Below are 24,486 nucleotides of genomic sequence, written 5' to 3' on the forward strand. Positions count from 1 at the left end.
AGGGGCGTGACCACGGCCGCGGGGGTGCCGATCCGTCCAGCGGTGGAGGGGTGATCTGGACGGATCGGCGCGCTCAGTCGGCGGGACGGGAGGCGTCGGCGTCGGGCGACGGGGTGGCCGGGTCGGGGTCGGCCGCGCTCGGGCCCGCAGCGCTGGGATCCGCAGCGCCGAGGTCGGCGGCGCCGGTGTCGGCAGCGTCCGGCTCCGCACCGTCGGGATCGGCACCGGAGTCGGCAGCATCCTGCTCGGCTGCGCCGGTCTCCTCACCGTGCACCGCGGCAGCGGACGCTGCATCCGCTGCCTCCGCCGCACCCGCCGGGTCGAACCGCGCCAGTGCGGCCGTGATGTTGTCGTGCCCGCCGCGCTCGTTCGCCCAGGCGACCAGCGCCTCCGCGAGCGTGACCGGATCCGCGCCCACCCGCTCCTGCGCGTCGCGGAGCACGCGCGCGAGGTCCTCGGCGGCGGACGCGTAGTTCCACAGCCCGTCGGAGCAGACCAGCACCCAGCCCGGCTCGTTCAGCTCCTCGGAGGCGACCCGCGGCTCCTCGTCGTGCGCGTCGGCGCCGAGCCAGCGGGTGATGGCGTGAGCGTCGGGCGCCGTCTCGGCCTGCTCCCGCGGCACTCCCGAGGCGATCTGCTCCTGCGCCCACGAATCGTCGACCGTGAGCTGCCGCGGCTCGCCCGCGTCCGGCATCCAGTAGCTGCGGCTGTCGCCCACGTTGCCCGTGACGAGCAGCGCGCCGTCCAGCACCGCCGCGGTGAAGGTGCACGAGGGCGGATTCGACCGCTTCTCGGGCACGGCCGCGTCGATCGCTCCGGAGGCGCGCGCGGTGGCCATCTGCAGCAGCGCGCGCCAGCGGTCCGCTCCCGTGCTCTCCCCGCCGACCTCGGCCTGCAGCGCGCTGAGTGCCGCACGGGCCGCGGCGAGCGACGCCTTGTCGGAGTCGGGGGTCGAGGAGACCCCGTCGCAGACCACCAGCAGCGCCGTCCTCAGAGAGCCATCGGCGCCGGTGGTCGCCCCGAGCGCCATCGCGTCCTCGTTGGCCGGGTGCCGGAGCCCGCGGTCGCAGACGCCGCCGACCAGCGGGTGCGGCGCTTCGGCCCAGTGCTCGCGCTCGGTCGGAGCGGGGCGTCCGCACTGCTCGCAGTAGCCGTCCTCGGCGACCGCTCCCCCGCAGTAGACGCAGGCGGCGGATCCTCCGACGGCGACGGGCGGAGCGGAGGGGGTGGCCGCGACGATCAGCGGCGTCCCGCAGGCCTCGCAGAACGCGTCGCCGGTCGTGACCGGCTCGCCGCAGTTCGGGCAGGGAGTCGACAGCGCGCCGCTCATGTCAGCGTCCAGCGTCGGACCTCGTTGGCCCGGTCGACGAGGCGCAGGCGCTCGTCGCGCTCGCGAGTGGAGGCGGCGAGCGCGCGGTAGGAGGCCTCGAGGCCGTCGCGGATGGCGGCCTCGTTCGCCTCGACCCCGCCGAGGGTCGCTCCCTCGGCCGGGCCGTCGCGCCGCACCAGCTCGAGGGCGGAGGCGAGGACCTGGGTCGTGAGCTCGAGGCGGGTCCGCTGGTCGATCGACACGGAGTCGACGCTCGCGAGGGCGGCCGAGAGCGCGGGCAGCCCGCGGCCCGACTCCGCCAGCAGCTCCGCCCGGCGGCGGCGCGCGTCGGAGTAGGAGGAGCGCGTGGGCGCGACGATGTCGAGCGCGTCGAGCGCCCCGTCGAGGTCGGAGCGCAGCTGCCGCACCCGGGCGAGACCGAAGGCGGCGGGTGCCGTGTAGTTCGCGTCGGCGCGGGCGCAGATCACGTAGAGGGACTCGGCGACCTCGGGCTCGCCGCTCGCCTCGCACGCCGCGGCGAGCGCGAGCTTCGGGGCGAGCTCGCCGGGGACCTGCCCGTAGACGGTGTTGAAGGAGGCGCGGGCCCCGATGTCGTCGCCGCGCGCGAGCTGGGCGAGGCCGCTCATCCAGACCGCCCGCCACTCCCACGGGTCCTCCGTGAGGATCTCGCCCGTCGCGCGGGCCGCCTCCTCCCAGCGCTGCGCCTCGATCGCCGCCCGGGCGCGGGCGAGCCGCACCTCGACCGTCACGGTGGGCGCGAGCGCGAGAGCGCGCAGGCGCACGATCGGGTCGGCGACGTTCACGCCCGCGAGCCACGACCGGGCGGGATCGGACTCGTCGCGGCGGAGCGCCGGCAGCGCGTCCCACGGCGGGACGCGGTCGACCACGTCGGCCACGGGCGCCTCGAACAGGGCCGACTCCGTCGAGTGCAGCGCGGGGTGTCCGGGACCGCGGTCGGTCGCGACGACCTCGCGCAGCACCCCGAGCAGCTGGCCGCGCATCTCGTCCACCGTGGCGAAGCGGTCCTGCGGGTCGGGAGCGCATGCCTTCGCGATCAGGCGGTAGAAGGAGTCGTAGCGCTGGAACAGCGGCGTCTCCGACACCGGCGGCAGCGAGGCGACGAAGGTCGTCTGGTTGCCGCGGAAGTCGAGCACCAGCGAGGCCAGCGTGCGGCCGATCGTGTAGACGTCGGAGGCGACCGAGGGACCGAGGTCGGCGACCTCCGGAGCCTGGTAGCCGACGGTGCCGTAGATGGCGGAGTCCTCGTCGTCGATCCGGCGCACTCCGCCGAGGTCGATCAGCTTGACCTGGTCGCCCACCTGGATCATGTTGTCCGGCTTGAAGTCGCAGTAGAGCAGGCCGTGGTCGTGCAGGTAGGCGAAGGCGGGCATGACCTCGAGCACGAAGGCGAGCGCCTGGTCCACCGGCAGCGGATCCGCGGCGCCGCCGTTGGCGTCCAGCCGCTCCTTCAGGATCTGCTTGAGGCTCGGCCCGCCGACGTACTCCATCACGATGTAGCCGGCGCCGTCGTGCAGGACGAAGTTGTAGATCTCGACGATCAGCGGGTGCTCGACCTCGGCCAGGAACCGGCGCTCGGTGACGGCCGCCGCGTACGCATCGGGGTCGCCGGAGTTGAGCAGGCCCTTGAGCACCACCCAGCGCCCCGAGACGTTCCGGTCGCGCGCGAGGTAGATCCAGCCGAGGCCGCCGTAGGCCAGGCAGCCGACGACCTCGTACTGGCCGCCGACGACGTCACCCTTCACCAGCTGCGGAGTGAACGAGAACGGCGTGCGGCAGTTGGGGCAGAACCCCTCGGTGCGGCCGGGCCGACCGTCGCGCCCGCGGCCGACGGCCGTGCCGCAGTGCGAGCAGAAGCGCTTGCGCTCGGGGAGGACCGCCTCGGTCATCAGAGCGGCCATCGGGTCGGCGGCCGGGCGGGACGGGACGGTGGTGAGCCCGGCGCCGAGCCTCGGGCCGCGCAGTCGGGTCGAGGTGGTGCCGACGCGGCGGGTGACCTTCGAGCCGGTCTGCGCCGTGCGGGCGGAGCCGAGGGCGGCGGTGGCGAGGCGGGCGGAGGAGGTGCGCGTGCTGCGCGCGGTGGCCGACTCCTCCGCGGGCCCGGGTGCCGTGGCGCCGGGGGTGCCCTCGACGAAGCCGGTGCCGAAGGCGGCGGAGGCGGTGGCCGGCGGGGAGGCCGGAGCGGCGCGGCGCGCGGTCGGCGTGGAGGCGGCGGCGCCCTCCTCGGGCGGGAGGCCGCAGACGTTGCAGTAGCCGTCCTCGATCGTCCCGGTGCAGCCGGGAGTCGCGGTGCAGGGGGCGCCGTTCATGGGGTGGCCTTCCGGTGGTGCGCGGGGTCGGGGTGCGGGAGGTCGCGGGTGACGACGTCGTACTGCTCGACCAGGTGGCGGGCGAGCGGGACGGAGCACGGCACCGTGTCGAGGGCTGCGCGCACCTCCTCCTCGGCCGCGACGCCGACGGCGGTGGCAGCGCGGCCGTTGCCCTCGGCACGCTCCCGCAGCGCCCGGAGGCGGAAGCCGAGGGCGGCCCGTTCGCGCAGCGGCGAGGTGTAGGCGGCCTCGACCGCGTCGAACGCGCGGCCGACGGCGGTGAGCCGGGCGAGGTGCGCGTCGAGCGCCTCGCGGTCGGACGGAGGATCGCCCAGCCGGGAGACGTCGGGCACGGCCAGCCGCGGCGGGTCGGCGATCTCGCGGCGGCAGCGGGCCACGAGCTCGCGCAGCGGCGCCTCGCGGCGCTCGGCCGCCTCCGCCAGCTCGCGCGCCCGACGGCGGTCGCGCTCGAGTCCGCGCCGCTCGGACGCGGCGATGATCAGGTCGCGCTCGAGCCGGGCGGAGTCGCTCTCGAGCTGGCCGAGCGGCCCCGACACGTCGGCTCCCCGACCCGCCCGCTCGGCGAGCGCGTCGAGGCGGGAGCGCAGCACGGCGACCCGCTCCGCCCGCTCGCGGTCGACCGTGCCGCCGCCGTCACGGGTGAGGTCGCGGCAGCGCTCGATCTCGGCGCGCACCCCCACGATCCGCCCGGCGACGTCGGTGCCGCTGGGGTCGAGCTCGAGCCGGGAGCGCAGCTGGCCGACGACCGCGTCGCAGAGGCGCACCGCCTCCACCAGCGAGACCGCGCCGCTCCCGGAGGCGTCGAGACGGCCCCAGATCAGCTGCGACATCCGCTCGCGCGCCACGACGTCGACGCGGCCGGAGTCCCAGACCGCCTCGAGCTCGGCGAGGCGCCGGGTGACGGACTCGCGGAGCGACTGGGCGAGCACCACGTCGGCCGTGTAGTTCTCGGCCTGCGGCGACGCCAGCGCGGCGGCGTCCAGCCGCGAGAGCTCGCGCGTGGTCCGCTGGAGCCAGCGGGTGAGAGCGGCGAGGTACTCGAAGAGCTCGCGCTGCGGCGCGGCCTCCCCCAGCCGGCCCGGAGCGACGGGGGTCCCCTCCGCGAGACCGGTGCTCATCGGCCGTACACCGGGGCCGGCGGCGAGGCCTCGCCGAGGACCCCGAGCCAGCGCTCGTAGATGCTCTGCCAGCGGCCGTCGCTGCGGATGCTCTCGAGCGAGGCGTTGACGAAGCGCACGAAGTCGGGGTCGTCGGCGGGCAGGCCGAGGCCGTAGGGCTCCGAGCTCAGGGCGTCGCCGACGACCTTCGCGTAAGGGTCCTGCGCCACGAAGCCCGCGAGGATCGTGTCGTCGCCCGCGATGGCGTCGACCTCTCCTGCCTGGAAGAGGGCGAGGCACTGCGAGTGCGTGGCGGCCTCGACGGCCTCGACCTCCGGGTAGTCGTTCTGCAGGCGGCTGAGCGTCGTGGTGCCGCTGGGCGCGCAGACCCTCTCGCCGTCGAGGTCGCCGATGCCCGTGATCGGGACGCCGTCGGGGTCGTCGGAGACGAGCACCTTGAGGCCGGCGTCGTAGTACTCGGACGAGAAGGCGATCGAGCTCCAGCGATCGCAGGTCATCGTGAGGGTGCGAGCCACCATGTCGACCTGCGGGGCGCCGTCGCCGCCGGTGAGCGCGGGGAGGCGCTGAGCGGAGGTGATCACGACGTAGTCGATGGAGTCGCTGCCGAGGATCGCCCGGGCGACCTCGCGGGCGATGTCGACGTCGAAGCCCTCGATCGCCCCCGTGATCGGGTTGCGAGCGCTCATCAGGAGGGTGTCGGCCGAGACGCCGACGCGCAGGGTCCCGCGCCCGCGGATCTCCGCGAGCCTGGTGCTGTCGGTCACGCCGGTCGGCGCGTAGGAGGTGACCGCCGAGGGCGAGCAGTCCGCCGCGGCAGGAGCGGCGGGAGCGGACGCGCTCGCCGTCGGAGTCGGGGTCGCCGCGGCGAGGGGCGTGCCGAGGTCGTCCGCCCCCGTCGTGCAGCCGGTGAGGGCGAGAGCCGCGGCGGTGGCCAGGGCGAGGGCGGCGGCGCGCAGGCGGTTCATCGGTACTCCTCCAGTCGCTGGGCGATGCCGCGCCAGGCGAACACGGCTCCGGCGAGACCGGCCGCCAGCAGGATCCACGAGACGAGGGTCGCGAACTCCGCGCCTCTGTCGAGCGTGGTGGCGGCGGCCAGGGCCTTCTCCTGCACCACGTCGCGGGCGTCGTCGGAGAAGGTCGTGAAGAGGTCGTTCGGCGTGCCGTTCCCGGTGATCGTGGCGACGCGGACGGCCTGGTCCCAGTTCCCGGCGTCGTCCGCGGCGCGGATCTCCTCGTGGAACGACTGCCACTGCCCGAACTCGTCGACGAGCCGTGTCCTCGCCAGCTCGTCCTGCAGGTCGCCCGAGAGCTTCTCCCGGGCGGAGTCGACGGCCTGGGTGTAGCGCTCCTCGAGGGCGGCGCCGGAGCCGCGCTTGATCAGCGTGAAGCTCTCGAGCGACTTGGCGTCGCTCGCGGCGATGAGCGCGTTCGACACGGTGAGCGCCTCGCGGTAGGACTCGACCCGCGCCGTCCCCGCGTCCGCCGCGACCGATCCGTAGGCGAGCGCCCCGCCGACGCCGACGACAAGCAGGAGGGCGGTCCCCGTGGCGAGAGGGCGGTTGAGGTAGCGGTGCGTGCGGCGGGCGAGCCAGAGCTGCGCCGCCAGGAGGAGGACCAGCATCACGAGCGAGCCGATCATGAGCAGGACGCTCCAGCGGACGGCGTCGTAGGCGGCCGCGACCCGGTCGGCACCGGAGTCGACGAGCCCGTCGAGGTCCTCGAGGATGCCGCCGTCTCCCGAGAGGGCCGTCGACGCCTGGTCGAGATACGCCGAGGCGACGGGGAAGCCCTGCCGGTTGTTGGCCCGCGCCTGCTCGATCAGCCCGCTGTAGGTCGTGATGCTGCTGGCGACCCGGGCGAGGGCCCGGGTGTCCGCCGAGTCGGCGGCCGAGAGTCCGGCGATCGCGGAGGCGGCGCCGGTGAGGCTCGAGACGTACGACGCCCGCAGCTCGGTCGGCTCCAGTCCGCCGACGAGGAAGGTGTTGGCCGCGATCGCGTTGGCGTCCACCAGCAGCGTGCGGACGTTCTGCACGCCGAGCAGCTGCGCCGACTGCTCCCGGGCCGTGGTCGCGGCGCGCGCCTGCATCGCTCCTGCCTGCTGCGCGAACACGCCGAACAGCACGGCCGCCAGCGCCGTCAGGGCGAGCAGGAGGCGCAGGGTGGCCGGAGTGGTCGCGGTCGCGCGGGCCAGCAGCGACGGCTTCCGCTGCGCCGGCCGGTTGGCGACCTGGACGAGGGGCGGCTCGGGGATCCTCTGCGCGGGCGGCGCGGCGGGTGCGGTGCTCAACGGCTCTCCTCCTCGGAGTCGTCGGTGACGGCGACGGCCGCGCCGCTCGGGGCGGCGTCCGCCTGCCCGAAGGCCTCCTCAGAGCCGTCGACCGCGCCCTCGTCGTCGTCGCCGGCTCCGTCCGGGCTGCTCGAGGCTTCGGGGCTCTCCACCACGTCCTCGGGGAGCAGGATGCGCAGCTCGTCGAGCGTCGGCTCCTCCACGTCGCGGAGGCGCCAGGCGTGCCGGGCGATCGCCGCGTCGAGGACGTTGCGGACCCAGCGCCCGTTGCCGAACGCCTCCGTGCGCTGCTGCGCCGAGGCGAGGCCCGCGAACGCGGCGAGCGCCTCCTCCGTCGGCTCGAAGTCCGCGGAGGCGGCGAGGCGGCCGAAGATCGCCGAGAGCTCGTCGTCGGAGTAGTCGGCGAAGTCGATCGTGGTCGAGAAGCGGCTGGCGAGTCCCGGGTTCGTGTCGAGGAAGCCCTGCATCGGCCCGGAGTAGCCGGCGACGATCACGACGAGGTCGCCGCGGTGGTCCTCCATGTCCTTCACGAGGGTGGTGACCGCCTCCGCGCCGTACTGGTCGAGCGCGAGCGCGTAGGCCTCGTCGATGAAGAGGACGCCGCCGCGCGCGGAGGCGATCACCTCCGCGGTCTTCGTCGCGGTCTGCCCGAGGTAGCCGGCCACCAGCTCCGATCGGTCGACCTCGACGAGCACGCCCTTCGAGAGGATGCCGAGCGAGCGGTAGATCCGCGAGACCAGCCGCGCCACCGTCGTCTTGCCCGTGCCGGGGTTCCCCGTGAAGACGAGGTGGCGGGTGAGCGTGGGCGTGCTGAGACCGGCGGCCTGGCGCAGGGTGTCGATCCGGAGCAGCTGCGTCTGCCGCTTGATCTCGCTCTTCACCCGGTCTAGGCCGATCAGCGCGTCGAGCTCGGCGAGCAGGTCGTCGATGGACTCCGGCGGGTCGAGCGGCTCCGACTCGGAGGCGGGCTCCGCGGCGGGAGCGGCGGCGGGCGCCGGCTCGTCCTGCGGACCGTCGTGCTCGGTCCGGCGGAGGCGCTCGAGGATCTCGTCGACCCCGGGCACGCCGGCGGGCAGACCGGTCGGCAGGTCGGCGCTCGCGGCACCGTCCGGCGTCCGGCCGGTCGTGTGCGGTACTCCTCCGCTCGTCGTCGGAGCGGCGCCCCGGGCGCCCGGGACGGCGGAGAGCTGGGCCGCGGCGGTCGCGGAGGCGGAGGCGATGCCGCCGATGCCCGGGTCGCCGAGAGCGCTGGCCGCCGAGACGACCTCGGTCAGGGCGCGGGCGTAGGCGGAGGAGTGGTGCGAGCCCGCGCCGACCAGGGCGGCCAGCTGATCGGTCGGCCCCGACCGCCAGCGCCGGCCGCTCGAGGCGGCGGTGAAGAACGCCTCCAGACCGCCCGTCGCGCCGGTCGCGGCGAGCCAGTCCTGTCCGGCGCCGCGGATCGACTCGGCGACGGCGGCGGCCAGCCGCGCACCCTCGTCGCGGACGGCCGCGGCGTCGAGGCCGGCGGCCGTCCCCGCGAGCACGAGGGCGTCCAGCGCTGGGGCGAGCGCGGTCACGAGGCGCTCGGCGGGGTCAGCGAGCCGGATCCGGACGGCGCTCCCGGCTGCGGAGGCGCGTCGAGACCGCTCGGGGAGAGCGAGGACTCCGTGAACTTCTCGGCCAGGAACTGCCCGTGCGCGATCAGCGCCGAGGCGTCCTGCCGCGAGACGGCGTCCGAGATGCGGTCGAGCGTGCCTCCGAGGAGGTCGAGCTGGTCGCAGAGGATCATCAGCGAGGTCTTCCCCCTGTGCACGGCGCGGCGGTCGGCGAAGTCCCTCGGCAGGCGGAGGTAACCCTCCACCGCCTCGGGGAGGTAGCTGGTCGCGGTCGCGACGACGGTGTGGCCCTGCCGGCTCATCCCGCCGAGGCGGTCGAGACGGGGCACCATCTCGCGGACCGTCTCGTCGATCCGCTGGATGCGCGCCGCGACGATGCCGGGCACCCGGCCCTCCGTCCGCGTGCCGACCCGGTCGAGCGCCGCGAGGATGTCCTCGCTCGTCGGGACGCTCGGCAGAGCGGGCGCGGTCTCCTCCGGCGCCGCGGGGGCACCCGTGAACAGTCGGGAGAACCAGCCCATCGGCTAGCGGCCGAGATCGAGCGAGGACGTCGCGTCGATGTCCGAGTTGCTGCGGCGGGCCCGCTCGACGTACTCGCCGGCCTTCGCCGTCTCGGTCTGCAGGACTCCGACGGTCTGGGCCATGCTGTCGAGCGCCTTGATCTTGAAGTCCGAGATCGAGTCCATCGTCTGGTAGATGTTCGCGAACGCGGCCTGCAGCTGCGGCAGTCCGACCGTGGCCGAGGCGGCCTGCGACTGGATCGAGGCGGACTGGTCGGCGAGCATGCGCGAGGTGGCCTCGATCATGTTGGACGTGGTGGTGTTCAGCGCCGTGATCTGATCGAGCACGAGGCGCTGGTTGGCGAGCGCCTGCGCCACGATGACCGCCGTGCGCAGCGCCGAGACGGTCGTGGTCGTCGCCCGGTCGACGCCCTTGATCAGCTCGACGTTGTTCTTGATGACGACGTCGATCGCGAGGTAGCCCTGGATCGACACGGCCAGCTGGGTCAGCAGGTCCTGGTGCTTCTGGCGCGCGTAGAAGAGGACGTCCTCGCGCAGCGCCTTCGCCCGCTCCGGGTCGGTGACGTCGAGCTCGGCGATCTTCGCCGAGAGCTTCACGTCGAGCCGCTCGGCGACGTAGATGTACTCGTTGAGACGGGTCATCGTCTCCCAGAGGTTCTGCTTCTCGAGGTTCAGGGCCGCGTTGTCCTTCCGCAGCTCGTCCTGCCCGTCGTACAGGGCCTGGATGATCGCGTTCAGGTGCGACTGGGCGCTCTCGTAGCGGCGGAAGTAGTCGGTGATCTTGTTGCCGAACGGGATGAAGCCCAGGATCTTCTTCTGCAGGTTGTCCTCGGACGGGTCCAGATCCTCCACCGTGCGGCGCAGCTCGAGCAGCGTCTTGCCGATGGTCGACCCCTCGGAGAGCCCGCCCTCCTGGAGGGCGCGCACCGGCGTGCTCAGCAGCCGGTTCGACGAGTCGGCGGCCGAGCGGATGTCGGCGTCGCCCATCGTGCGGATGTCGTTGGCCCGCGTCGCGAACTCGGGGCTGCGGGACTCCGTCGCCAGGAGCGTGTCGAGGTAGCCGTCGACCTTCGCCTCGAGGCCGGGCAGGGCGGCTTCCGGCACCTTCGGCGCGATCGACGGCGCCGAGGTGGTCGGCACCGCTGCCACCGGCTCCGGAGGCGTGAGCGAGAGGGCGTTCTGGACGGGCGGCTGCAGGGCCTCGGTCATCGGGATCCTCACCGTTCCTGGCGCTCGGCGCCGACTGGGATGAACGTCCGCCCAGCATATCCCGGGCCCTCCCGCGGGATCCCCGCGAGCCGCCTCGTCCGAGGACTCGACGCGATCGGGCGGCTGTGGAGGAGCATCCGCCGCCGGTCAGACCGCCTTCGGGCGCCTCCGCAGCGTCGCCACCGCGACTCCGGCCAGGGCGAGCGCGCCTCCGAGCAGCGCGGCGAGCGGCGGGGTCTCGCCCAGGACGAGCCAGGACAGCAGCACGACCACCGCGGGCACCGCGTAGGTGGACGCCGCGGTGCGACCCGCGCTGGAGCGCGCGAGGACGTACCCCCACGTCGTGAAGGCGACGGCAGTCGGGAAGATCCCGAGGTAGACCACGGCCAGGATCGAGGAGAGCGGAGCGGCGGCGAGCGCCTCGACGAGCTCCGGGGCGAAGGGCAGGCACGCGACCGTGCCGGCGAGGCAGCCGAGCCAGGTCATCGTCGGCGCGTCGATCCGTCCCAGCAGGCGCTTCTGAAGGGTCGCCGCGCTGCCGTAGACGACGGCGGCGACCAGGCCGAGGGCGACGCCGATCACGTCGAACTGCCCGGTGGAGGTGGAGAACGCGATCACCGCGACGCCGGTCAGCGCCACGAGCATCCCGGCGAGGAGACGGCGGGGGAACCCCTCCCCCAGCAGCAGCCCGGCGAGCACGGCGGTGATCATCGGCGCGATGTTCACCAGCAGCGCCGCCGTCCCCGCGTCGACGTGCCGCTCCGCAGCGTTCAACGCCAGGTTGTAGACCCCGAACCAGGCGACTCCCCAGCCCAGCACGAGCAGGAGGAGGCGCCCGCGCGGGACCGCTGTGCGCGGATCCGGAGCCGCCTCCGAGCGGCGCCTCCGGGCGGTGAGGACGACGCGCACCACCGTGAGCGCGAGCGACCCCACCACGATGCGGCCGAGGGTCAGCGCGCCCGGGCCGAAGTCCTCCGTCGTGGCGCGGATGCCGACGAAGGCCGACGCCCAGAGAAGGACAGTGACCGCGATCGCGCCCCACAGCAGGAGGGCGTCCCTCGTGGAGGGCGGGGCGGAGGAGGAGACGTCGGCCATGAGGCCATCGTGGCGCTGCCGGGGATTCAGCACCAGTTCCGTTCACTGTCGGATAGTTCAGCCGGACTGTACCGTCGTCCCGTGCTCGACGTGCACCGGCTCCGCATCCTCCGCTCCGTCGTCGCCTCCGGCTCGATCGCGGGAGCCGCCTCCGGCCTCGGCTACACGCCCTCCGCCGTCAGCCAGCACCTCACCGCTCTGCAGCGCGAGACCGGACTGACGCTGCTGGAGCGCGTGGGCCGCGGCGTCCGCCCGACCCCAGCCGGACGCGCCCTCGCCGCCCAGGCGGACCGCGTCCTCGAGCGCCTCGCCGAAGCGGAGGCCGTGGTGGAGGAGCTGCGCGAGGGCCGCTCCGGCCGCCTCTCGGTGACGTACTTCGCCTCCGTCGGCAGCGCCTGGATGCCGGAGGTCGCCCGCCGGCTGACCGCCGCGTTCCCCGGCCTCGCCCTCGATCTGCGCCTGGGAGAGGAGCTCGACGACGACCTCGGAGCGCACCCCGACGTGCAGCTCCTCGTCGCCTCCTCCGAGCCGACCGCCCCCGGATTCACGGCGCACCACCTCCTCGACGACCCCTACCTCGTCGTCCTGCCCGACGGTCATCCGCTCGCCTCCCGGAGCGAGATCGACCTCGCCGAGCTCGCGAACGAGCGCTGGGTCGACAACGACCTGCCCACCGGCTGGTGCCGCCGGAACGTCGTGGAGGCCTGCGCCGCCGCCGGGTTCGCGCCGCCCTTCCACGTCCAGGCCAACGACCACATCACCGCCGCCGCGTTCGTCGCCGCGGGCATGGGCGTGACGGTCCTGCCGGAGCTCGCGGCCCACCGTCTGCCGGACGGCGTCCGCGCCGTGCCCGTCGTCCGTCCCCGGCCTGTCCGCTCCCTCGAGGCCGTCGTGCGGAACTCCGCCGCCTCCTCCGCACCGGTGGCCCTGGTGCTGGAGACACTGAAGGCCCTCGCCGCGCGCCGCTGAGCGCGCCTGCACGGGCGAGCTCGCAGCACACCGGAGCACGATGGGCGCGTGAGCTCCGTCGAACCCGTCACCCGTTCCGCGCCCGCGCTCGGCGGACCGCGCATCCTGAAGCAGCGCTGGACCGAGGCGACGTTCCTGCACTGGCGGGTCGACCCCGCCCTGGTGGCGCCCCACCTCCCGGCCGGGACGAGGCCCGACGAGCACGACGGCTCCTCCTGGGTGGGCCTGATCCCGTTCCGGCTCTCGCGGACGGCCTTCCTCGGCGGCCCGCGGGTGCCCTGGCTCGGCACCTTCCCCGAGGTGAACGTCCGGCTCTACTCCGTCGACGAGCAGGGACGACGCGGAGTCGTGTTCGTCTCGCTCGACGCCTCCCACCTCCTTCCCGTGCTCACCGCGCAGGCGGTGTTCGGGCTCCCCTACCGCTGGGCCCGGATGAGCATCGAGCACCGCCACGGCGCGGTGATCTACGACACGATCCGGCACTCGGACTCGGCCGCCCGCTCCCGGATCGTCGTCCGCCCGGGCGAGCCGGTCGACGAGGACCCGCTCGGCTCGTTCCTCACCGCACGCTGGGCCTACCACGAGCGCCACCTGGGCTCCACCTGGTACGGCCGCAACCTGCACCGGCCGTGGCCGCTGCGACGCGCGGAGCTGCTCGCGCTCGACGACGGGCTGCTCGACGCCGCGGGCTTCCCCGGGCTGGCGACGCGCGCGCCGGACTCGGTGCTGTACTCGGCCGGAGTGGAGACCGTGTTCACGGTGCCGCGGAAGGTGTGAGGGGGGCGACGCTCCTCCACAGACGGTTCTTCGCGATGCTGTCCGATGAAACGGCGCTCCCGAGGCCCACGGCGAGACTTCGTCCGGTGAGATCAGGGCATGAAGGAATCGGCGACAGTAGACGACGCGCTCACGGAGGCGCTCGCGCTCGCCGGCTCACGGCACGCTGAGCGGTCCGCCGTCGAGGCATCCCGGTACCGGGCAGTCGAGGAGGCACGCCGCCTCGCGATGGCGGCACCGGCGGCGCTCGTCGGCGAGCACGTCCAGGTGCAGGTGGATCGGGCGGAGGCGGCGCACCGGGCGCTGATCGCGGAGCTCGCGACGGGACTCCGGGTCTCGGAGGCGCACGCCTCTGCACTGGTCGACGAGGCGCGCCTGCTGGTGAACGACCTCCCGGCGACGTTGCGCGCACTCGCGGACGGAGCGCTCTCCCCCGAGCATGCGCGACTCGTGGTGCGAGGAGCACTCGACGTCCCCGCCGAGGTCCGTGGGCGCTTCGACGAGGAGGCCGCCACGATCGCGGTCGCCTGCACGCCGCCCCAGCTGCGACGCGCCCTCCGGTCGCTCCGGGAACGGCTGCACCCGCAGACGCTCAGCGAACGTCATAGGGACTGCGCCCGTCGTCGCGCGCTCTGGGTGGAGGGCCTCGACGACGGGATGGCGATCCTGCACCTCTACACCGCAGCTCCCGATGTGCTCGGCGCGATGGACAGGATCGACCGGGCCGCCCGCTCCCTCGTGGATCTGCCGGACGAGGAGCGGACGCTGGGCCAGCTCCGCGCAGACATCGCCGCTGCGCTGCTGGTCGACGGGGAGACATCGGCCGACGGAGACGGCACGTCGATGCCGGCGGGAGTGCGCGCCGAAGTCGCGGTGACCGTGCCGGCGCTGACCCTCCTCGGGCGGTCCGACCAGCCCGCCGTCCTCGACGGATACGGACCCGTCGATCCGGAGACCGCGCGGCGTCTCACAGCAGGTGCTCCCTCGTTCACGCGGCTGCTCACCCATCCGGAGAGCGGAGCGGTCCTCTCCGTCGGACGCGACTCCTACCGAGTGCCGGCGGACCTGCGTCGCCACCTCCAGCACCGCGACGGGACCTGCCGGTTCCCGGGATGCACCCGCAGCACCCGCCACGCGGACGTCGACCACACGAACGACTGGCAGCACGGAGGCACCACGTCGGCCGACAACCTCGCACACCTCTGCCGACACCACCACCGGCTCCGCCACACCACGGGGTGGACCCACCGGCAGGAGCCGGACGGCACGCTGCACTGGACGAGCCCGACGGGACGGCAGCATGTCACCCGGCCCGGGGAGCCGGGGAACGGGACGGAGGGCGGACACGATCCGACCGGGACCGGCGGGCCGTGACAAGGGGCAGGTCGGGTGGCGTGGACGGGCAGGTCAAGGGGCGGGCCCGCTTCGGCGCGCCCGCGTAGCGTGGACGGCACGGGCCGATAGGCGCGGAAGCGACAAGAGGGGCAGCGACATGGCAGGAACGAAGGACAGGAAAGACGCGACGACGGGGACCTCGGCGGTGCTCTTCGATATCGACGGGACCCTCGCCGACACGAACTTCCTCCACGTCGAGGCGTGGTCGCGCGCCTTCTGGCAGGCCGACCTCGTCGTCCCCGCCTGGCGCATCCAACGAGCGATCGGCGCAGACTCGTCGGAGCTGCTCGACATGCTCCTCGAGGACGAAGTGAAGGAGGAGCAGCGCGCACTGGTGAAGTCGCTGCACACCAAGAACTACACCGAGACGACAGCACGCATCGTTCCACTTCCGGGAGCTCGCGAGCTCGTCGCGACGCTCGTCGGTCGAGGCGTCCACGTCGTCCTCGCCACCTCGGCACCGCAGAACGAGCTGGACGTGCTTCTCGACGTCCTCGACTTCGGCGGCTCCGTCCACGCTGTCACCAGCGGCGCAGACGTCTCGACCGCCAAGCCGGCACCCGACCTGATCTCGATCGCGCTCGACCGCGCGGGCGTCTCCGTCGACCGCGCCGTCATGGTCGGCGACGCGACCTGGGACGTCCTGGCCGCCGAGCGCGCGGGCCTGGCAACGGTCGGAGTCCTCTCCGGCGGTACCTCGGAGCACGAACTCCGCGAGGCCGGGGCCGTCGCCGTCTACGAGGACGCGGCGGCCGTCCTGACCGGTCTCGGTGAAGGGCCCCTCGCGAGCCTCCTGAACTGACCGACCGCCACCCCAGGAGGCTCACGAGCCTCAGTCGCGGGGTCGCCGTCGCAGCACGAGGAGCGTCACTCCGATGGCGGCGGCGACCGCGGCGAGAGCGCCGCCGATCCACAGGACGTCCCCGAGGAGTGCGGGGTCCGATCCGGACGTCGCCTGCGCTTCGTCGGCTGACTCGGCCTGTCCTCCTGAGACCGCGACGGTGCCGTTGCAGTCCGGGACCGAGTCCGACCCGTCGGCGAGCGCGGTCCCGTCGGACGGCGCCCAGTCGAACGCGTACTGGCCCGACACGGGGTGCCCGTCGGTGGACACGACCTGCCAGGTCACCTCGTACTCCCCCGCCGCGCCGAGCTCGAGCGGCATCGACGCTTCCGGCCCGACGACGCTGACGCAGCCGTCGCCGTAGTAGAGCCCGTCCGGCCCGACGACGCGCAGAGCCGCCGCCGTTCCGTCCGTCCCGAGGACGAGCAGGTCGTCGTTCGTCGTCAGCACCAGCGTTCCCGGCTGCTCCGTCACGGTCGAGTCCGCAGCGGGAGTCGTCGAGACGAGGTAGTTGTGCGCGCTGGCGGGCGCCGCCACCGCGATCGAGCCGAGCAGCCCGATCGCGGTAACGGCGACGAGGGCCTTCCGACGGGTCACGCCGACGCCCGGGGTCCGCGGCGGCGGGAGGCGAGCCCGACGGCCACGCCGACCGCGCCGACGACGAGCCCGCCGACTCCGAGGATGCGGGCGAGCACGTCGTCGCCGCTCGTGGCCGTCGTCGCCGAGGCGGTGGTCGCGACCGCGTCGTCACCGTCGCCGTCGTCGTCGTGTCCGCCCCCGTGGCCGGACCCCGCTTCCGCCGCGGTCACCGCGACGGTGGGAGCGGGCAGCTCGGGCTCGTTTTGGCCGTCGACGGTCGGCTGGTCCCAGGCGGTGCTGCCGGTCTCGCACGTCTGCAGCACGGGGAACTCCAGCGTGGAGCCGGCTGCGTCCTCGGGGAGCTGAAGCTGGAGGGCGACGGTGTCGCGGTAGCCGTCGGCGAGGGGCGTCTTCGCCGTGTAGACCACGTCCGAGACCCGCTTGGTCGCGGTGTTCCCGTGGGAGTCGGTGACCGGGTCGGCGATTGCGACCTCGTTCTTCACGACGTCCCAGTTCGGGTTGATCGTCGGGCTGACCGAGTTGATGCCGTCGGGCATCGTGATCGTGAGTCCCGTCGTCGGCGAGCCCTCGCAGCCGTGGGCCAGCGAGAACGTCACCACCGTGTACGAGCCGGCGGCGGTGCTGCTCGCCGCCGCGGTCACGTGGGCGCTGGCCGCAGTGGGCGCGGCGACAGCGAGCGCGATCGATCCGGCGGCGACGAGTGCGCCGCTGCCGACGAGGCGGAGCCGCGAGAAGGAAGAAGAAGAAGAAGAAGAACGGGTCATGACGGTCGTGTCCTCGGGGGAGATCCGGCGCGGGGCCGGGAGTTCTGGACGCAGCGCGGGTTCGCGGTGCATGCGGAGGCGCCGACCGGAGCCGCTCCCGCACGGGAGGGGCGTCAGGCGGCGCGGAGGACCCGCAGCGGCGGCCCGCGGTGCCGGAGGATCGAGAGGACCGCGTCGAGGGAACGGGGCGCCCGCGGCTCGGGGGTGCCCGTCATCGAGACGCCGGGTGCCGACGGGAGCGCGACCGCGGACGCGCGGGCGACGATCCGTACGACGACGCGGTGGAGGCCTGCTCCCAGCGTCCAGAAGAGGCGCTCGCCGTACCGGAACGCCGCGATCGTGAAGGCAGCCGCAGCGAGGTGGGCGACGAGCATCACCGGAGCGTGAGCCGCGTGTCCGCCTCCGCCGGCGATGAGCTCGATGGTCGACCCGTCGTGGAAGTGCGCGCCGGTGCCCGTCGTCCCGACGACGCTCACCTCCCCACCGCTGCCCGTGATGAGGAAGAGGCCGTGGTACGCGATCTGGCTGAGGAGCACGGAGAGCGTCAGCCGGGGAAGGGACGGACGGCGCCCCGAGAGGAGGACGCAGACGACGACGGCGAACGCCGCGGCGAGGGCGAGCACGGCAGGAGCGGGGGTCTCGGCGCCCGCGAGCGTGTGGGAGGCGGCGGCCGTGGCGGTCGCGGCGAGAGCGGCGGCGACGCCGCGAGCCACTCGTGCACCTCGGGTCTGCACTCGCCCGTCCTCTCGTCGTCGCGTCGACGCGTGCGCGCGACGTCTCCAGGGTAATCGACGCGGCGGAGCAGCTCCCCGCCGTCCCGGTTCCCTGCCGTTACGAAGCCGTTACCTAGATCACCGAAAGAAATCCAAACCCCCGCAGGGAGGGCTCCGAACACATGTCAACGGCCGCGACACGGTCCACACAGAACAGGTCCTCCGCATCACGTGGGGGCCGTCTCACGAAGGAGTAATCCCATGCGATCCACCAAGCGTTCCGCCCTCGCCGCATTCGCCCTGCTGGGCACCGCCGCCCTCGGCCTCACCGCCTGCTCGAGCGGAAGCGGCTCGACCACCGCCGCCAGCGACGCGGCGACCGAGATGTCGACCCCGATGGCCACCTCGTCGGCCTCCGCCTCCTCGACCCCCATGGCGACCATGGACCCGGCCGCGAACCTCGTCGGCCCCGGCTGTGCCGCCTACGCCGAGCAGGTCCCGGACGGCGCCGGCTCGGTCGAGGGCATGTCGCTCGACCCCGTTGCGACCGCCGCGTCGAACAACCCGCTGCTCACCACCCTGACCGCTGCGATCTCCGGTGGCCTCAACCCCGACGTCAACCTCGTCGACACGCTGAACAGCGGCGAGTTCACCGTCTTCGCCCCGGTCGACGACGCGTTCGCCAAGCTCGACGCCGCGACCGTCGACTCCCTCAAGACCCCCGAGGGCGCCGCCACGCTGTCCTCGATCCTGACCTACCACGTCGTCCCCGGCCAGATCGCCCCTGACGCGATCGCCGGCGACCACGCCACTGTCCAGGGTGGCAACCTCACCGTCACCGGTTCCGGCGACGACCTGAAGGTCAACGACGCGTCCGTCATCTGCGGTGGCGTCCAGACCGCCAACGCGACCGTCTACCTCATCGACACCGTGCTGACCCCCCCGGCCAGCTAATTCCCCTCACCGGCTCCGGCCGGTGAACACGCCGAAGGGCGGGCACCGCGAGGTGTCCGCCCTTCGGCGTTCGTGCGTGCAGAAGCCCTCCGCGAAGCCGGACACTGCAGAGTCGTCCGGCACAGAGTCGTCCAGCACAGAGCCGCGCAACGCAGAGCTGTCCGAACGGGAAGCCGCACAGCGAGGAGCCCTGCGCAGCGCGGAGTCGGAGGGTCACCACGACCCGGCACTCGCCGTCACTCCGCACCACAGCACTCACCACGAACGACACGAGGCGCGGACCCCGATGCAGGGGGTCCGCGCCTCGTCGTCGTGCGGTCGGCGGCTACTCGGCCGGGGCGCTGATCTCGCGCAGGACGCGGTCGCCGGGGCGGGCCTCGATCATCTCGGCCTCGATCTCGGCCCGGTCGAGCAGCTCCTCCATGCGGCGGCGACGGTTGCGCGTGATGAGCGTCACGACCGTGCCCGTCTTGCCCGCGCGGCCGGTGCGGCCGGAGCGGTGGAGGTACGTCTTGTACTCGTCGGGAGCGTCGGCCTGAATCACCAGGTCGATGTCGTCGACGTGGATGCCGCGCGCGGCCACGTCCGTCGCGACCAGCACGTCCACGCGTCCGCTGGTGAGCAGTGCGAGGTTGCGGGTGCGGCGCGACTGGTTGAGGTCGCCGTGGAGGCTCGTCGCGGGGATGTCCGCGTGGTCGAGCTGCTCCGCGAGCTGCTCCGCGAACGCGCGGGTACGGGCGAAGATCAGCGTCTTGCCCTGGCGGGCGGCGAGCTGCTCGATGATCTCGGCCTTGTCGCGGTGCTCGATCAGGAGCACGCGGTGGTCGATGGTCGAGGACGCCTGGTCCTCGCCGGCGACCTCGTGGACGCTCGGCTCGACCAGGAACTCGTCGACGAGCGTCGCGACGCCCTTGTCGAGCGTGGCCGAGAACAGCAGCCGCTGGCCGCCGTCGGCGGTCTGGCGGAGGATGCGCTGCACCGGCTCGAGGAAGCCGAGGTCGCACATGTGGTCGGCCTCATCGAGCACCGTGATGGTGATGTTCGAGAGGTCGAGGCGCCCCTGCTCGACGAGGTCCTCGAGGCGGCCCGGCGTCGCGATGACGATGTCGACTCCGCGCTGGAGGGCTCCGACCTGCTTGTACTGGGGGACGCCGCCGTAGATGGTCGTCGTGAACAGGCCGACGGAGCGGGCGATCGGCTGGATGGTCCGGTCGATCTGCATGGCGAGCTCGCGGGTCGGCGCGAGGATGAGCGCCCGCGGAGCGCGGCCCGGCTTGCGGCCCTTCGCTCCGTTGTTCTCCATCAGCCGCTCGACGACGGGGGCGCCGAAGGCGATGGTCTTGCCGGAGCCGGTCTTGCCGCGTCCGAGGACGTCCTTGCCGGCGAGCACCTCGGGGATGGTCGCGGCCTGGATCGGGAACGGCGCGGCCGCTCCGAGCTCGGTCAGCATCCGGACGATGTTCCCTCCCAGGCCGAGGTCGCCGAAGGTGACGCCCTCGACGTCGACGGCGAGCGTGGCCGTCGCCTCGAGGCGCTCGAGCACGACGTCGTCGGCCTGGTGCGGCGCACGGGCGTCGCGGCTGGGGTAGAAGTCCGAGCCGGAGTCGCGGCGCGAGGGCCGGGAGTCGCGGTCGAACGAGCGGGTCGGGCGGTCGCCGCGGTCGTGGCCGCGCGAGGGACGCGCGTCCCGGTCGAAGGAGCGGGCCGGACGGTCGCTGCGGTCGAACGAGCGGGCGGGACGCTCGGTGCGGTCGTAGCCGCGCGAGGGGCGCTCGTCGCGGTCGCCGGTGCGGGCCGGACGGTCGTCGCGTCCGTAGGAGCGGGCCGGACGATCGTCGCGGTCGTTCGAGCGGGCCGGACGCGCATCGCGGTCGAAGGAACGGGCCGGGCGGTCGCTCCGGTCGAAGGAACGCGCAGGACGGTCGTCGCGCCCGTAGGAACGGGCCGGACGATCGTCGCGATCGTTCGAGCGGGCCGGACGCGCATCGCGGTCGAAGGAACGGGCCGGGCGGTCGCTCCGGTCGAAGGAACGCGCAGGACGCTCATCGCGCCCGTAGGAACGCGCCGGACGATCGTCGCGATCGTTCGAGCGGGCCGGACGGTCGTCGCGATCGTTCGAGCGGGCCGGGCGTGCGTCGCGGTCGTACCCGCGGACCGGACGCTCGTCACGGTCGTTCGAGCGCGCCGGACGCGCGTCGCGGTCGTAGCCGCGAGAGGGCCGCTCGTCGCGGTCGTTCCCGCGGGCGGGCCGATCGGCGCGCTCGGTGGCCCGCTCGGCGCGCTCGTCGGCGTTCCAGCGCGCCTTCTTGGGGGCGTTCTCGTCGACGGCGCGGAATCCGCGGTGGCCCTCGCTGCGCGAGCCCGGCTTGGCGCCGGGGAAGCGCGAGCGGCCGCCGAGCTGGGACTTGCCGCTCGAGGCGCCGAAGCGGTTGGGCTCGAAGTTCTTGGCCGGACGTCCGCCGGCGGGCTTCTTGTTCTTGGGCATGGCAGTTCTTCCTGGGTTCAGGTCGTGCGCGAGGAGGCGACGCCGGAGGAGCCCCGTCGTGAGGGGCGTCCGTGCGCTGGACTGCTGCGGGGCAGCAGGGGGAGAACCCGGGCGAGTCATTGACCGGGGCCGATTCACACATGTGATTCGTCTCACGACGACTGTCGGAGACTCGGCCCACTTGACTAACAAACCCATCCGCACGCGAACGCACGGTGTCAAGAGCCGACCGAGCGAGTCTACACGCGGCCCCGGAGCCTGGCTAGGGCGGGGAGACGTGCGGCCAGGAGCCGCTCAGGTCGGGAGCCGCCCAGGTCGGGAGCCGCTCAGGTCCGGAGCCGCGAAGCCCGGGAGTCGCGCATCTCCGCAACCGGTCCCCCGCGGAGTCGCCCCGCATACAGCCCCCCGACCCCGAGCCGCAGCACGATCGACGCGCGAGCCCGTGCGCAGCTACCGCCCGTCCGCTACTGCGACGCCCGCCGAGCCCGGTACGCGGCCACGTTCGCGCGATTGCCGCAGTTGCCCGTGTCGCAGTAGCGCTTCGAGCGGTTGCGGGAGAAGTCCACGAGCACCGCCTCGCAGTCCTCCGCCGCGCAGACGCGGATCCGCTCGCGCTCGTCGCCGCGGATCACGTCGACGAACGCCATGGCGGCCTCGACCAGGATGCGCGTGGCGAGCGGGCTCTCGTCGCGCGTCGCGTGGAGGTGCCAGCCGTAGGGTCCGTGCCGGACCAGCTGCGGGAGCGCGCGGCCGGAGTCGAGCATCCCGTTGACGACGGGGACGAGGTCCTCCTCGGCCCGCGTGAGCCAGAGGGTGCGGAGGGAGGAGCGGATCGCCCGCACGGCCTCCAGCTCCTCGGCCGATCCGTCGCGGCTGCCCGTGTACCGGTTCTCGAGGAGGAAGTCGTCCAGCTGCTCGATCGTCGCCATCTCGTCCTCGCCGGACGGCGACAGCTCGGGGAGCGTGTTGACGAGGGTGGCGGTGGAGGTGAGCGACGCCTCGACGTCATAGGCGAACACCATGTTGACTCCTGACAGTGCGGCTCAGTAGTGTGCGATCAGCTCGCTGTCACGAGTGTAATCCTTTTGACTCCTGAAGGAGCCGGCCATGACCGCCGAGAGCACTGCTGCCGTCACCCTCCCCGCCGCGAGCGCGCCCGCGCCTGCACGGCGCCTCGGCTCCGGCCTCGTCGCGGCGCTGGCCGCGTCGGCGGCGTTCGGTCTGGGCGGGCCGTTCGTGAAGCCGCTCCTCGAGGCGGGCTGGACGCCGGCGTCCGCGGTCCTCTGGCGGGCGGGCGGCGCGGCCCTGATCCTCGCGATCCCGGCGATCCTGTCCCTCCGCGGTCGCTGGCCCGTGCTCCGCCGCAACCTCGGCACGATCGCCCTCTACGGAGTCTTCGCCGTGATCGCCGCGCAGCTCTGCTTCTACAGCGCGATCGAGCACATGTCGGTCGGCGTCGCCCTGCTGATCGAGTACCTCGCGCCGGTGTTCCTCGTCCTCTTCGCCTGGGCGCGCACGCGCCGGCACCCCGGCCGCTTCACCCTCGCCGGCTCCGCGCTCGCGCTCGGCGGCCTGGTGCTCGTGCTCGACCTGTCCGGCGAGTCGACGCCCGAGCTGGTCGGCATCGCCTGGGCGCTGACCGCCTCGCTCGGCCTGTGCGTCTACTACGTCATCGCCGGCCGGGTGGATCCGGAGCTGCCGCCGATCGCGCTCACGGCGGGGGCGATGACGGTCGGCGCCGCGATCCTGCTGGCACTCGGGGCGCTCGGCGTCACACCGCTGCGCGCGACCTTCGGAGAGGTGGTGTTCGTCGGAGCGGAGGTCAGCTGGCTCCTTCCCGCGGGCGTGATCCTCGGCATGTCGACGGTGCTGGCGTATCTGCTCGGGATCGAGGGCGGACGCCGTCTCGGCACGCGGATCGCCTCCTTCGTCGGCCTGACGGAGGTGCTGTTCTCGATCGCGGCCGCGTGGCTGATCCTCGGCGAGCTGCCCGCGCCGATCCAGTTCGGCGGCGGCGCGCTGATCCTCGCGGGGGTCGTCCTGGTCCGGCTGCAGCGCGAGCCCGGCACCCCCTGATCGCGGGGGTGCCGCATCCGGGGCGCCGGGCACCCCGTACGCTGATCGCACTCATGCGCGAGCCCACCCGATCCCCGCGACGCGTCGCCGCGGTCCTGGCCGCCCTCGCACTCCTCCTCTCGGGCTGCGCGAGCACCACTCCCGTCTCGGAGCCGGTGGCGCAGGCGCTCGGAGCGGCACCCGCACCCGACTGGTCCGGCGTGAGCGTGACGGCCGACGTCGTCTACGACGCGAGCACCGGGCAGAGCGTCGACGTCTGCTCCTCCCCTGCCCCGTCGGCGGAGCCGCGGCCCGCTGTCCTCGTCGTGCACGGCGGCAGCTGGGCCCGTGGAGGCAAGGCCGACGCGAACTGGCGCCCGATCTGCCAGTGGCTCGGATCGGAGGGGTTCGTCGCCGTCTCGGTCGACTACCGCCTCGCGCCCGCCGCCGTGTTCCCCGCGCAGCTCGACGATGTGACGGCCGCCCTCGGCTGGCTGCTCGAGCCGGAGCAGACCGCGCGCTTCGGCATCGATCCGGAGCGGGTGGCGGCCTTCGGCGGCTCGGCCGGCGGCAACCTCGCCTCTCTGCTCGGCACGCTGCCGTCGACCTCGTCGCGCCTGGCCGCCGTGGTCGACCTGAGCGGCCCCTCCGATCTCAGCGCCGCCGGCCTCGCCGACGACGACCCGGTTGTCGGAGTCGCGGCCGCCGTGCGCAGCTACCTCGACTGCGCGGACCTCGCCTCCTGCCCCGCTGCGACCGCCGCCTCGCCCCTCGCGCAGGTGGACGGCTCCGAGCCGCCGTTCCTCATCGCGCACGCGGCGCACGAACGGGTCGCGCTCAGCCAGTCGACCCGCTTCGCCGAGGCGCTGCGCGGAGCGGGGTCGAGCGTCGACCTCCTCGTCCTCCCCGGCTCGCTGCACTCGATCGCGCTGCTCGACGACGCTCTGCGTGCTCGGGTCGTCGAGTTCCTCCGCGCCCACCTGGGCTCGTGAGCGGAGTCGTCGTCCGCCTCGAGGACGCAGCCGGAGCGGAGGGCCTCCTCGCCGCGGTCCCGCCCCCGCACGCCCGCGTCCTGGTCGCCCGGATCGACGGGGCGGCGTCCGGCGTGCTGGTGCTCGCTCCCGGCCCGGACGACTTCGCCGAGGTGCTGGAGCTCGTGGTCGCCTCCGTCCACCGGCGCACGGGAGTCGCCCGACGGCTCGTCGCGGCGGCGGAGTCGTGGGCGCGGGTGCAGCGGATCCGCACGCTGCGCCTGGCCGCCGCGCCGGAGCTCGCCGCAGCGGCCGAGGCGCTCGGCTTCACGGCGATCGACGCCTTCGGAGCCCACGTCGGCGACGACGCGGTGCTCTGCTTCGCGCGTCCGGTCTGAGCAGCGCCCGCTCCGAGGCGTGTGCCGCTCCCGAGAGGCGGCCCCGCCTCGTCCTGCG

At 73.7% G+C, this 24,486-nt stretch carries 22 protein-coding genes; 8 read left to right on the plus strand and 14 right to left on the minus strand.

What is annotated here, in order from left to right; all coding sequences use genetic code 11:
* Nucleotides 1–73: 73 nt before the first annotated feature.
* From C5C57_RS11435 to C5C57_RS11475, 9 genes are all read right to left on the minus strand, one after another.
* Nucleotides 74–1,330, minus strand: coding sequence for a PP2C family serine/threonine-protein phosphatase (locus C5C57_RS11435; protein WP_104246879.1), 1,257 nt, complete (start codon nt 1,328–1,330; stop codon nt 74–76).
* Nucleotides 1,327–3,657, minus strand: a complete 2,331-nt coding sequence (locus tag C5C57_RS11440) for a serine/threonine-protein kinase (protein WP_104223838.1) — start codon at nt 3,655–3,657, stop codon at nt 1,327–1,329. The genes C5C57_RS11435 and C5C57_RS11440 overlap by 4 nt, the downstream gene beginning before the upstream one ends.
* Nucleotides 3,654–4,796 (minus strand): hypothetical protein, encoded by a 1,143-nt coding sequence (locus C5C57_RS11445; RefSeq protein WP_104226189.1) that lies wholly within the window; start codon nt 4,794–4,796, stop codon nt 3,654–3,656. Before C5C57_RS11445 ends, C5C57_RS11440 begins: the two co-directional genes overlap by 4 nt.
* Nucleotides 4,793–5,761, minus strand: a complete 969-nt coding sequence (locus C5C57_RS11450) for a glutamate ABC transporter substrate-binding protein (RefSeq protein ID WP_104233136.1) — start codon at nt 5,759–5,761, stop codon at nt 4,793–4,795. The genes C5C57_RS11445 and C5C57_RS11450 overlap by 4 nt, the downstream gene beginning before the upstream one ends.
* Nucleotides 5,758–7,083 carry a hypothetical protein gene (locus C5C57_RS11455; RefSeq protein WP_104223835.1) on the minus strand — a complete coding sequence of 442 codons (1,326 nt, stop codon included), beginning with the start codon at nt 7,081–7,083 and terminating at the stop codon, nt 5,758–5,760. The genes C5C57_RS11450 and C5C57_RS11455 overlap by 4 nt, the downstream gene beginning before the upstream one ends.
* The gene (locus C5C57_RS11460) at nt 7,080–8,642 is read right to left on the minus strand and encodes an AAA family ATPase (RefSeq protein ID WP_104246880.1); all 1,563 of its coding nucleotides are present in this window, start codon (nt 8,640–8,642) and stop codon (nt 7,080–7,082) included. The genes C5C57_RS11455 and C5C57_RS11460 overlap by 4 nt, the downstream gene beginning before the upstream one ends.
* The gene (locus C5C57_RS11465; protein ID WP_104223834.1) at nt 8,639–9,202 is read right to left on the minus strand and encodes a hypothetical protein; all 564 of its coding nucleotides are present in this window, start codon (nt 9,200–9,202) and stop codon (nt 8,639–8,641) included. The genes C5C57_RS11460 and C5C57_RS11465 overlap by 4 nt, the downstream gene beginning before the upstream one ends.
* A gap of 3 nt (nt 9,203–9,205) precedes the next feature.
* A complete protein-coding gene (locus C5C57_RS11470; protein WP_104246881.1) occupies nt 9,206–10,411 on the minus strand; it encodes a toxic anion resistance protein in 1,206 nt (401 codons plus the stop codon).
* 147 nt (nt 10,412–10,558) lie between these two features.
* A complete protein-coding gene (locus tag C5C57_RS11475; RefSeq protein ID WP_104246882.1) occupies nt 10,559–11,506 on the minus strand; it encodes a DMT family transporter in 948 nt (315 codons plus the stop codon).
* An 81-nt stretch (nt 11,507–11,587) separates the two neighbouring features.
* On the opposite strand from C5C57_RS11475, the gene C5C57_RS11480 reads away from it, so the two are divergent.
* The 4 genes from C5C57_RS11480 to C5C57_RS11495 all read left to right on the plus strand — a co-directional run bounded on the left by C5C57_RS11480 (nt 11,588) and on the right by C5C57_RS11495 (nt 15,449).
* Entirely contained in the window at nt 11,588–12,475 is an 888-nt protein-coding gene (locus C5C57_RS11480) for a LysR family transcriptional regulator (protein ID WP_104246883.1), read from the plus strand.
* A gap of 48 nt (nt 12,476–12,523) precedes the next feature.
* Nucleotides 12,524–13,252 carry a YqjF family protein gene (locus C5C57_RS11485; protein ID WP_104246884.1) on the plus strand — a complete coding sequence of 243 codons (729 nt, stop codon included), beginning with the start codon at nt 12,524–12,526 and terminating at the stop codon, nt 13,250–13,252.
* A 99-nt stretch (nt 13,253–13,351) separates the two neighbouring features.
* Complete coding sequence (locus C5C57_RS11490; RefSeq protein WP_104246885.1) at nt 13,352–14,626, plus strand: HNH endonuclease signature motif containing protein; 1,275 nt, start codon at nt 13,352–13,354, stop codon at nt 14,624–14,626.
* A gap of 118 nt (nt 14,627–14,744) precedes the next feature.
* Nucleotides 14,745–15,449 (plus strand): HAD family hydrolase, encoded by a 705-nt coding sequence (locus C5C57_RS11495; RefSeq protein WP_104246886.1) that lies wholly within the window; start codon nt 14,745–14,747, stop codon nt 15,447–15,449.
* 30 nt (nt 15,450–15,479) lie between these two features.
* Here C5C57_RS11495 and C5C57_RS11500 read toward each other — a convergent pair whose 3' ends face one another.
* The 3 genes from C5C57_RS11500 to C5C57_RS11510 are packed head-to-tail and all read right to left on the minus strand — an operon-like array spanning nt 15,480 to nt 17,565.
* Nucleotides 15,480–16,085, minus strand: coding sequence for a copper resistance CopC family protein (locus tag C5C57_RS11500; protein WP_104246887.1), 606 nt, complete (start codon nt 16,083–16,085; stop codon nt 15,480–15,482).
* Complete coding sequence (locus tag C5C57_RS11505) at nt 16,082–16,924, minus strand: YcnI family protein (protein ID WP_104246888.1); 843 nt, start codon at nt 16,922–16,924, stop codon at nt 16,082–16,084. Before C5C57_RS11505 ends, C5C57_RS11500 begins: the two co-directional genes overlap by 4 nt.
* A 41-nt stretch (nt 16,925–16,965) precedes the next feature.
* A complete protein-coding gene (locus tag C5C57_RS11510; RefSeq protein ID WP_104246889.1) occupies nt 16,966–17,565 on the minus strand; it encodes a hypothetical protein in 600 nt (199 codons plus the stop codon).
* Nucleotides 17,566–17,826: 261 nt separating this feature from the next.
* Here C5C57_RS11510 and C5C57_RS11515 point away from each other — a divergent pair, with 261 nt between their 5' ends.
* Entirely contained in the window at nt 17,827–18,519 is a 693-nt protein-coding gene (locus tag C5C57_RS11515; RefSeq protein WP_104246890.1) for a fasciclin domain-containing protein, read from the plus strand.
* Nucleotides 18,520–18,844: 325 nt separating this feature from the next.
* Here the strand turns inward: C5C57_RS11515 and C5C57_RS11520 are convergent, their stop codons facing one another.
* Together C5C57_RS11520 and C5C57_RS11525 are read right to left on the minus strand one after the other, a co-directional pair.
* Nucleotides 18,845–21,004, minus strand: coding sequence for a DEAD/DEAH box helicase (locus C5C57_RS11520; protein ID WP_104246891.1), 2,160 nt, complete (start codon nt 21,002–21,004; stop codon nt 18,845–18,847).
* Nucleotides 21,005–21,468: 464 nt separating this feature from the next.
* Nucleotides 21,469–22,026, minus strand: coding sequence for a CGNR zinc finger domain-containing protein (locus C5C57_RS11525; protein ID WP_104226176.1), 558 nt, complete (start codon nt 22,024–22,026; stop codon nt 21,469–21,471).
* Between the two features lie 85 nt (nt 22,027–22,111).
* Here C5C57_RS11525 and C5C57_RS11530 point away from each other — a divergent pair, with 85 nt between their 5' ends.
* Genes C5C57_RS11530 through C5C57_RS11540 form a run of 3 tightly spaced genes read left to right on the plus strand, consistent with a single transcriptional unit; the run spans nt 22,112 to nt 24,428 of the window.
* Entirely contained in the window at nt 22,112–23,080 is a 969-nt protein-coding gene (locus tag C5C57_RS11530) for a DMT family transporter (RefSeq protein ID WP_104237656.1), read from the plus strand.
* Nucleotides 23,081–23,133: 53 nt separating this feature from the next.
* Nucleotides 23,134–24,051 carry an alpha/beta hydrolase gene (locus C5C57_RS11535; protein WP_104246892.1) on the plus strand — a complete coding sequence of 306 codons (918 nt, stop codon included), beginning with the start codon at nt 23,134–23,136 and terminating at the stop codon, nt 24,049–24,051.
* A complete protein-coding gene (locus C5C57_RS11540; RefSeq protein ID WP_104297638.1) occupies nt 24,048–24,428 on the plus strand; it encodes a GNAT family N-acetyltransferase in 381 nt (126 codons plus the stop codon). The genes C5C57_RS11535 and C5C57_RS11540 overlap by 4 nt, the downstream gene beginning before the upstream one ends.
* Nucleotides 24,429–24,486 lie beyond the last annotated feature (58 nt).

This window comes from Rathayibacter sp. AY1C5 (assembly GCF_002931705.1).
Taxonomy (GTDB): Bacteria; Actinomycetota; Actinomycetes; order Actinomycetales; family Microbacteriaceae; genus Rathayibacter.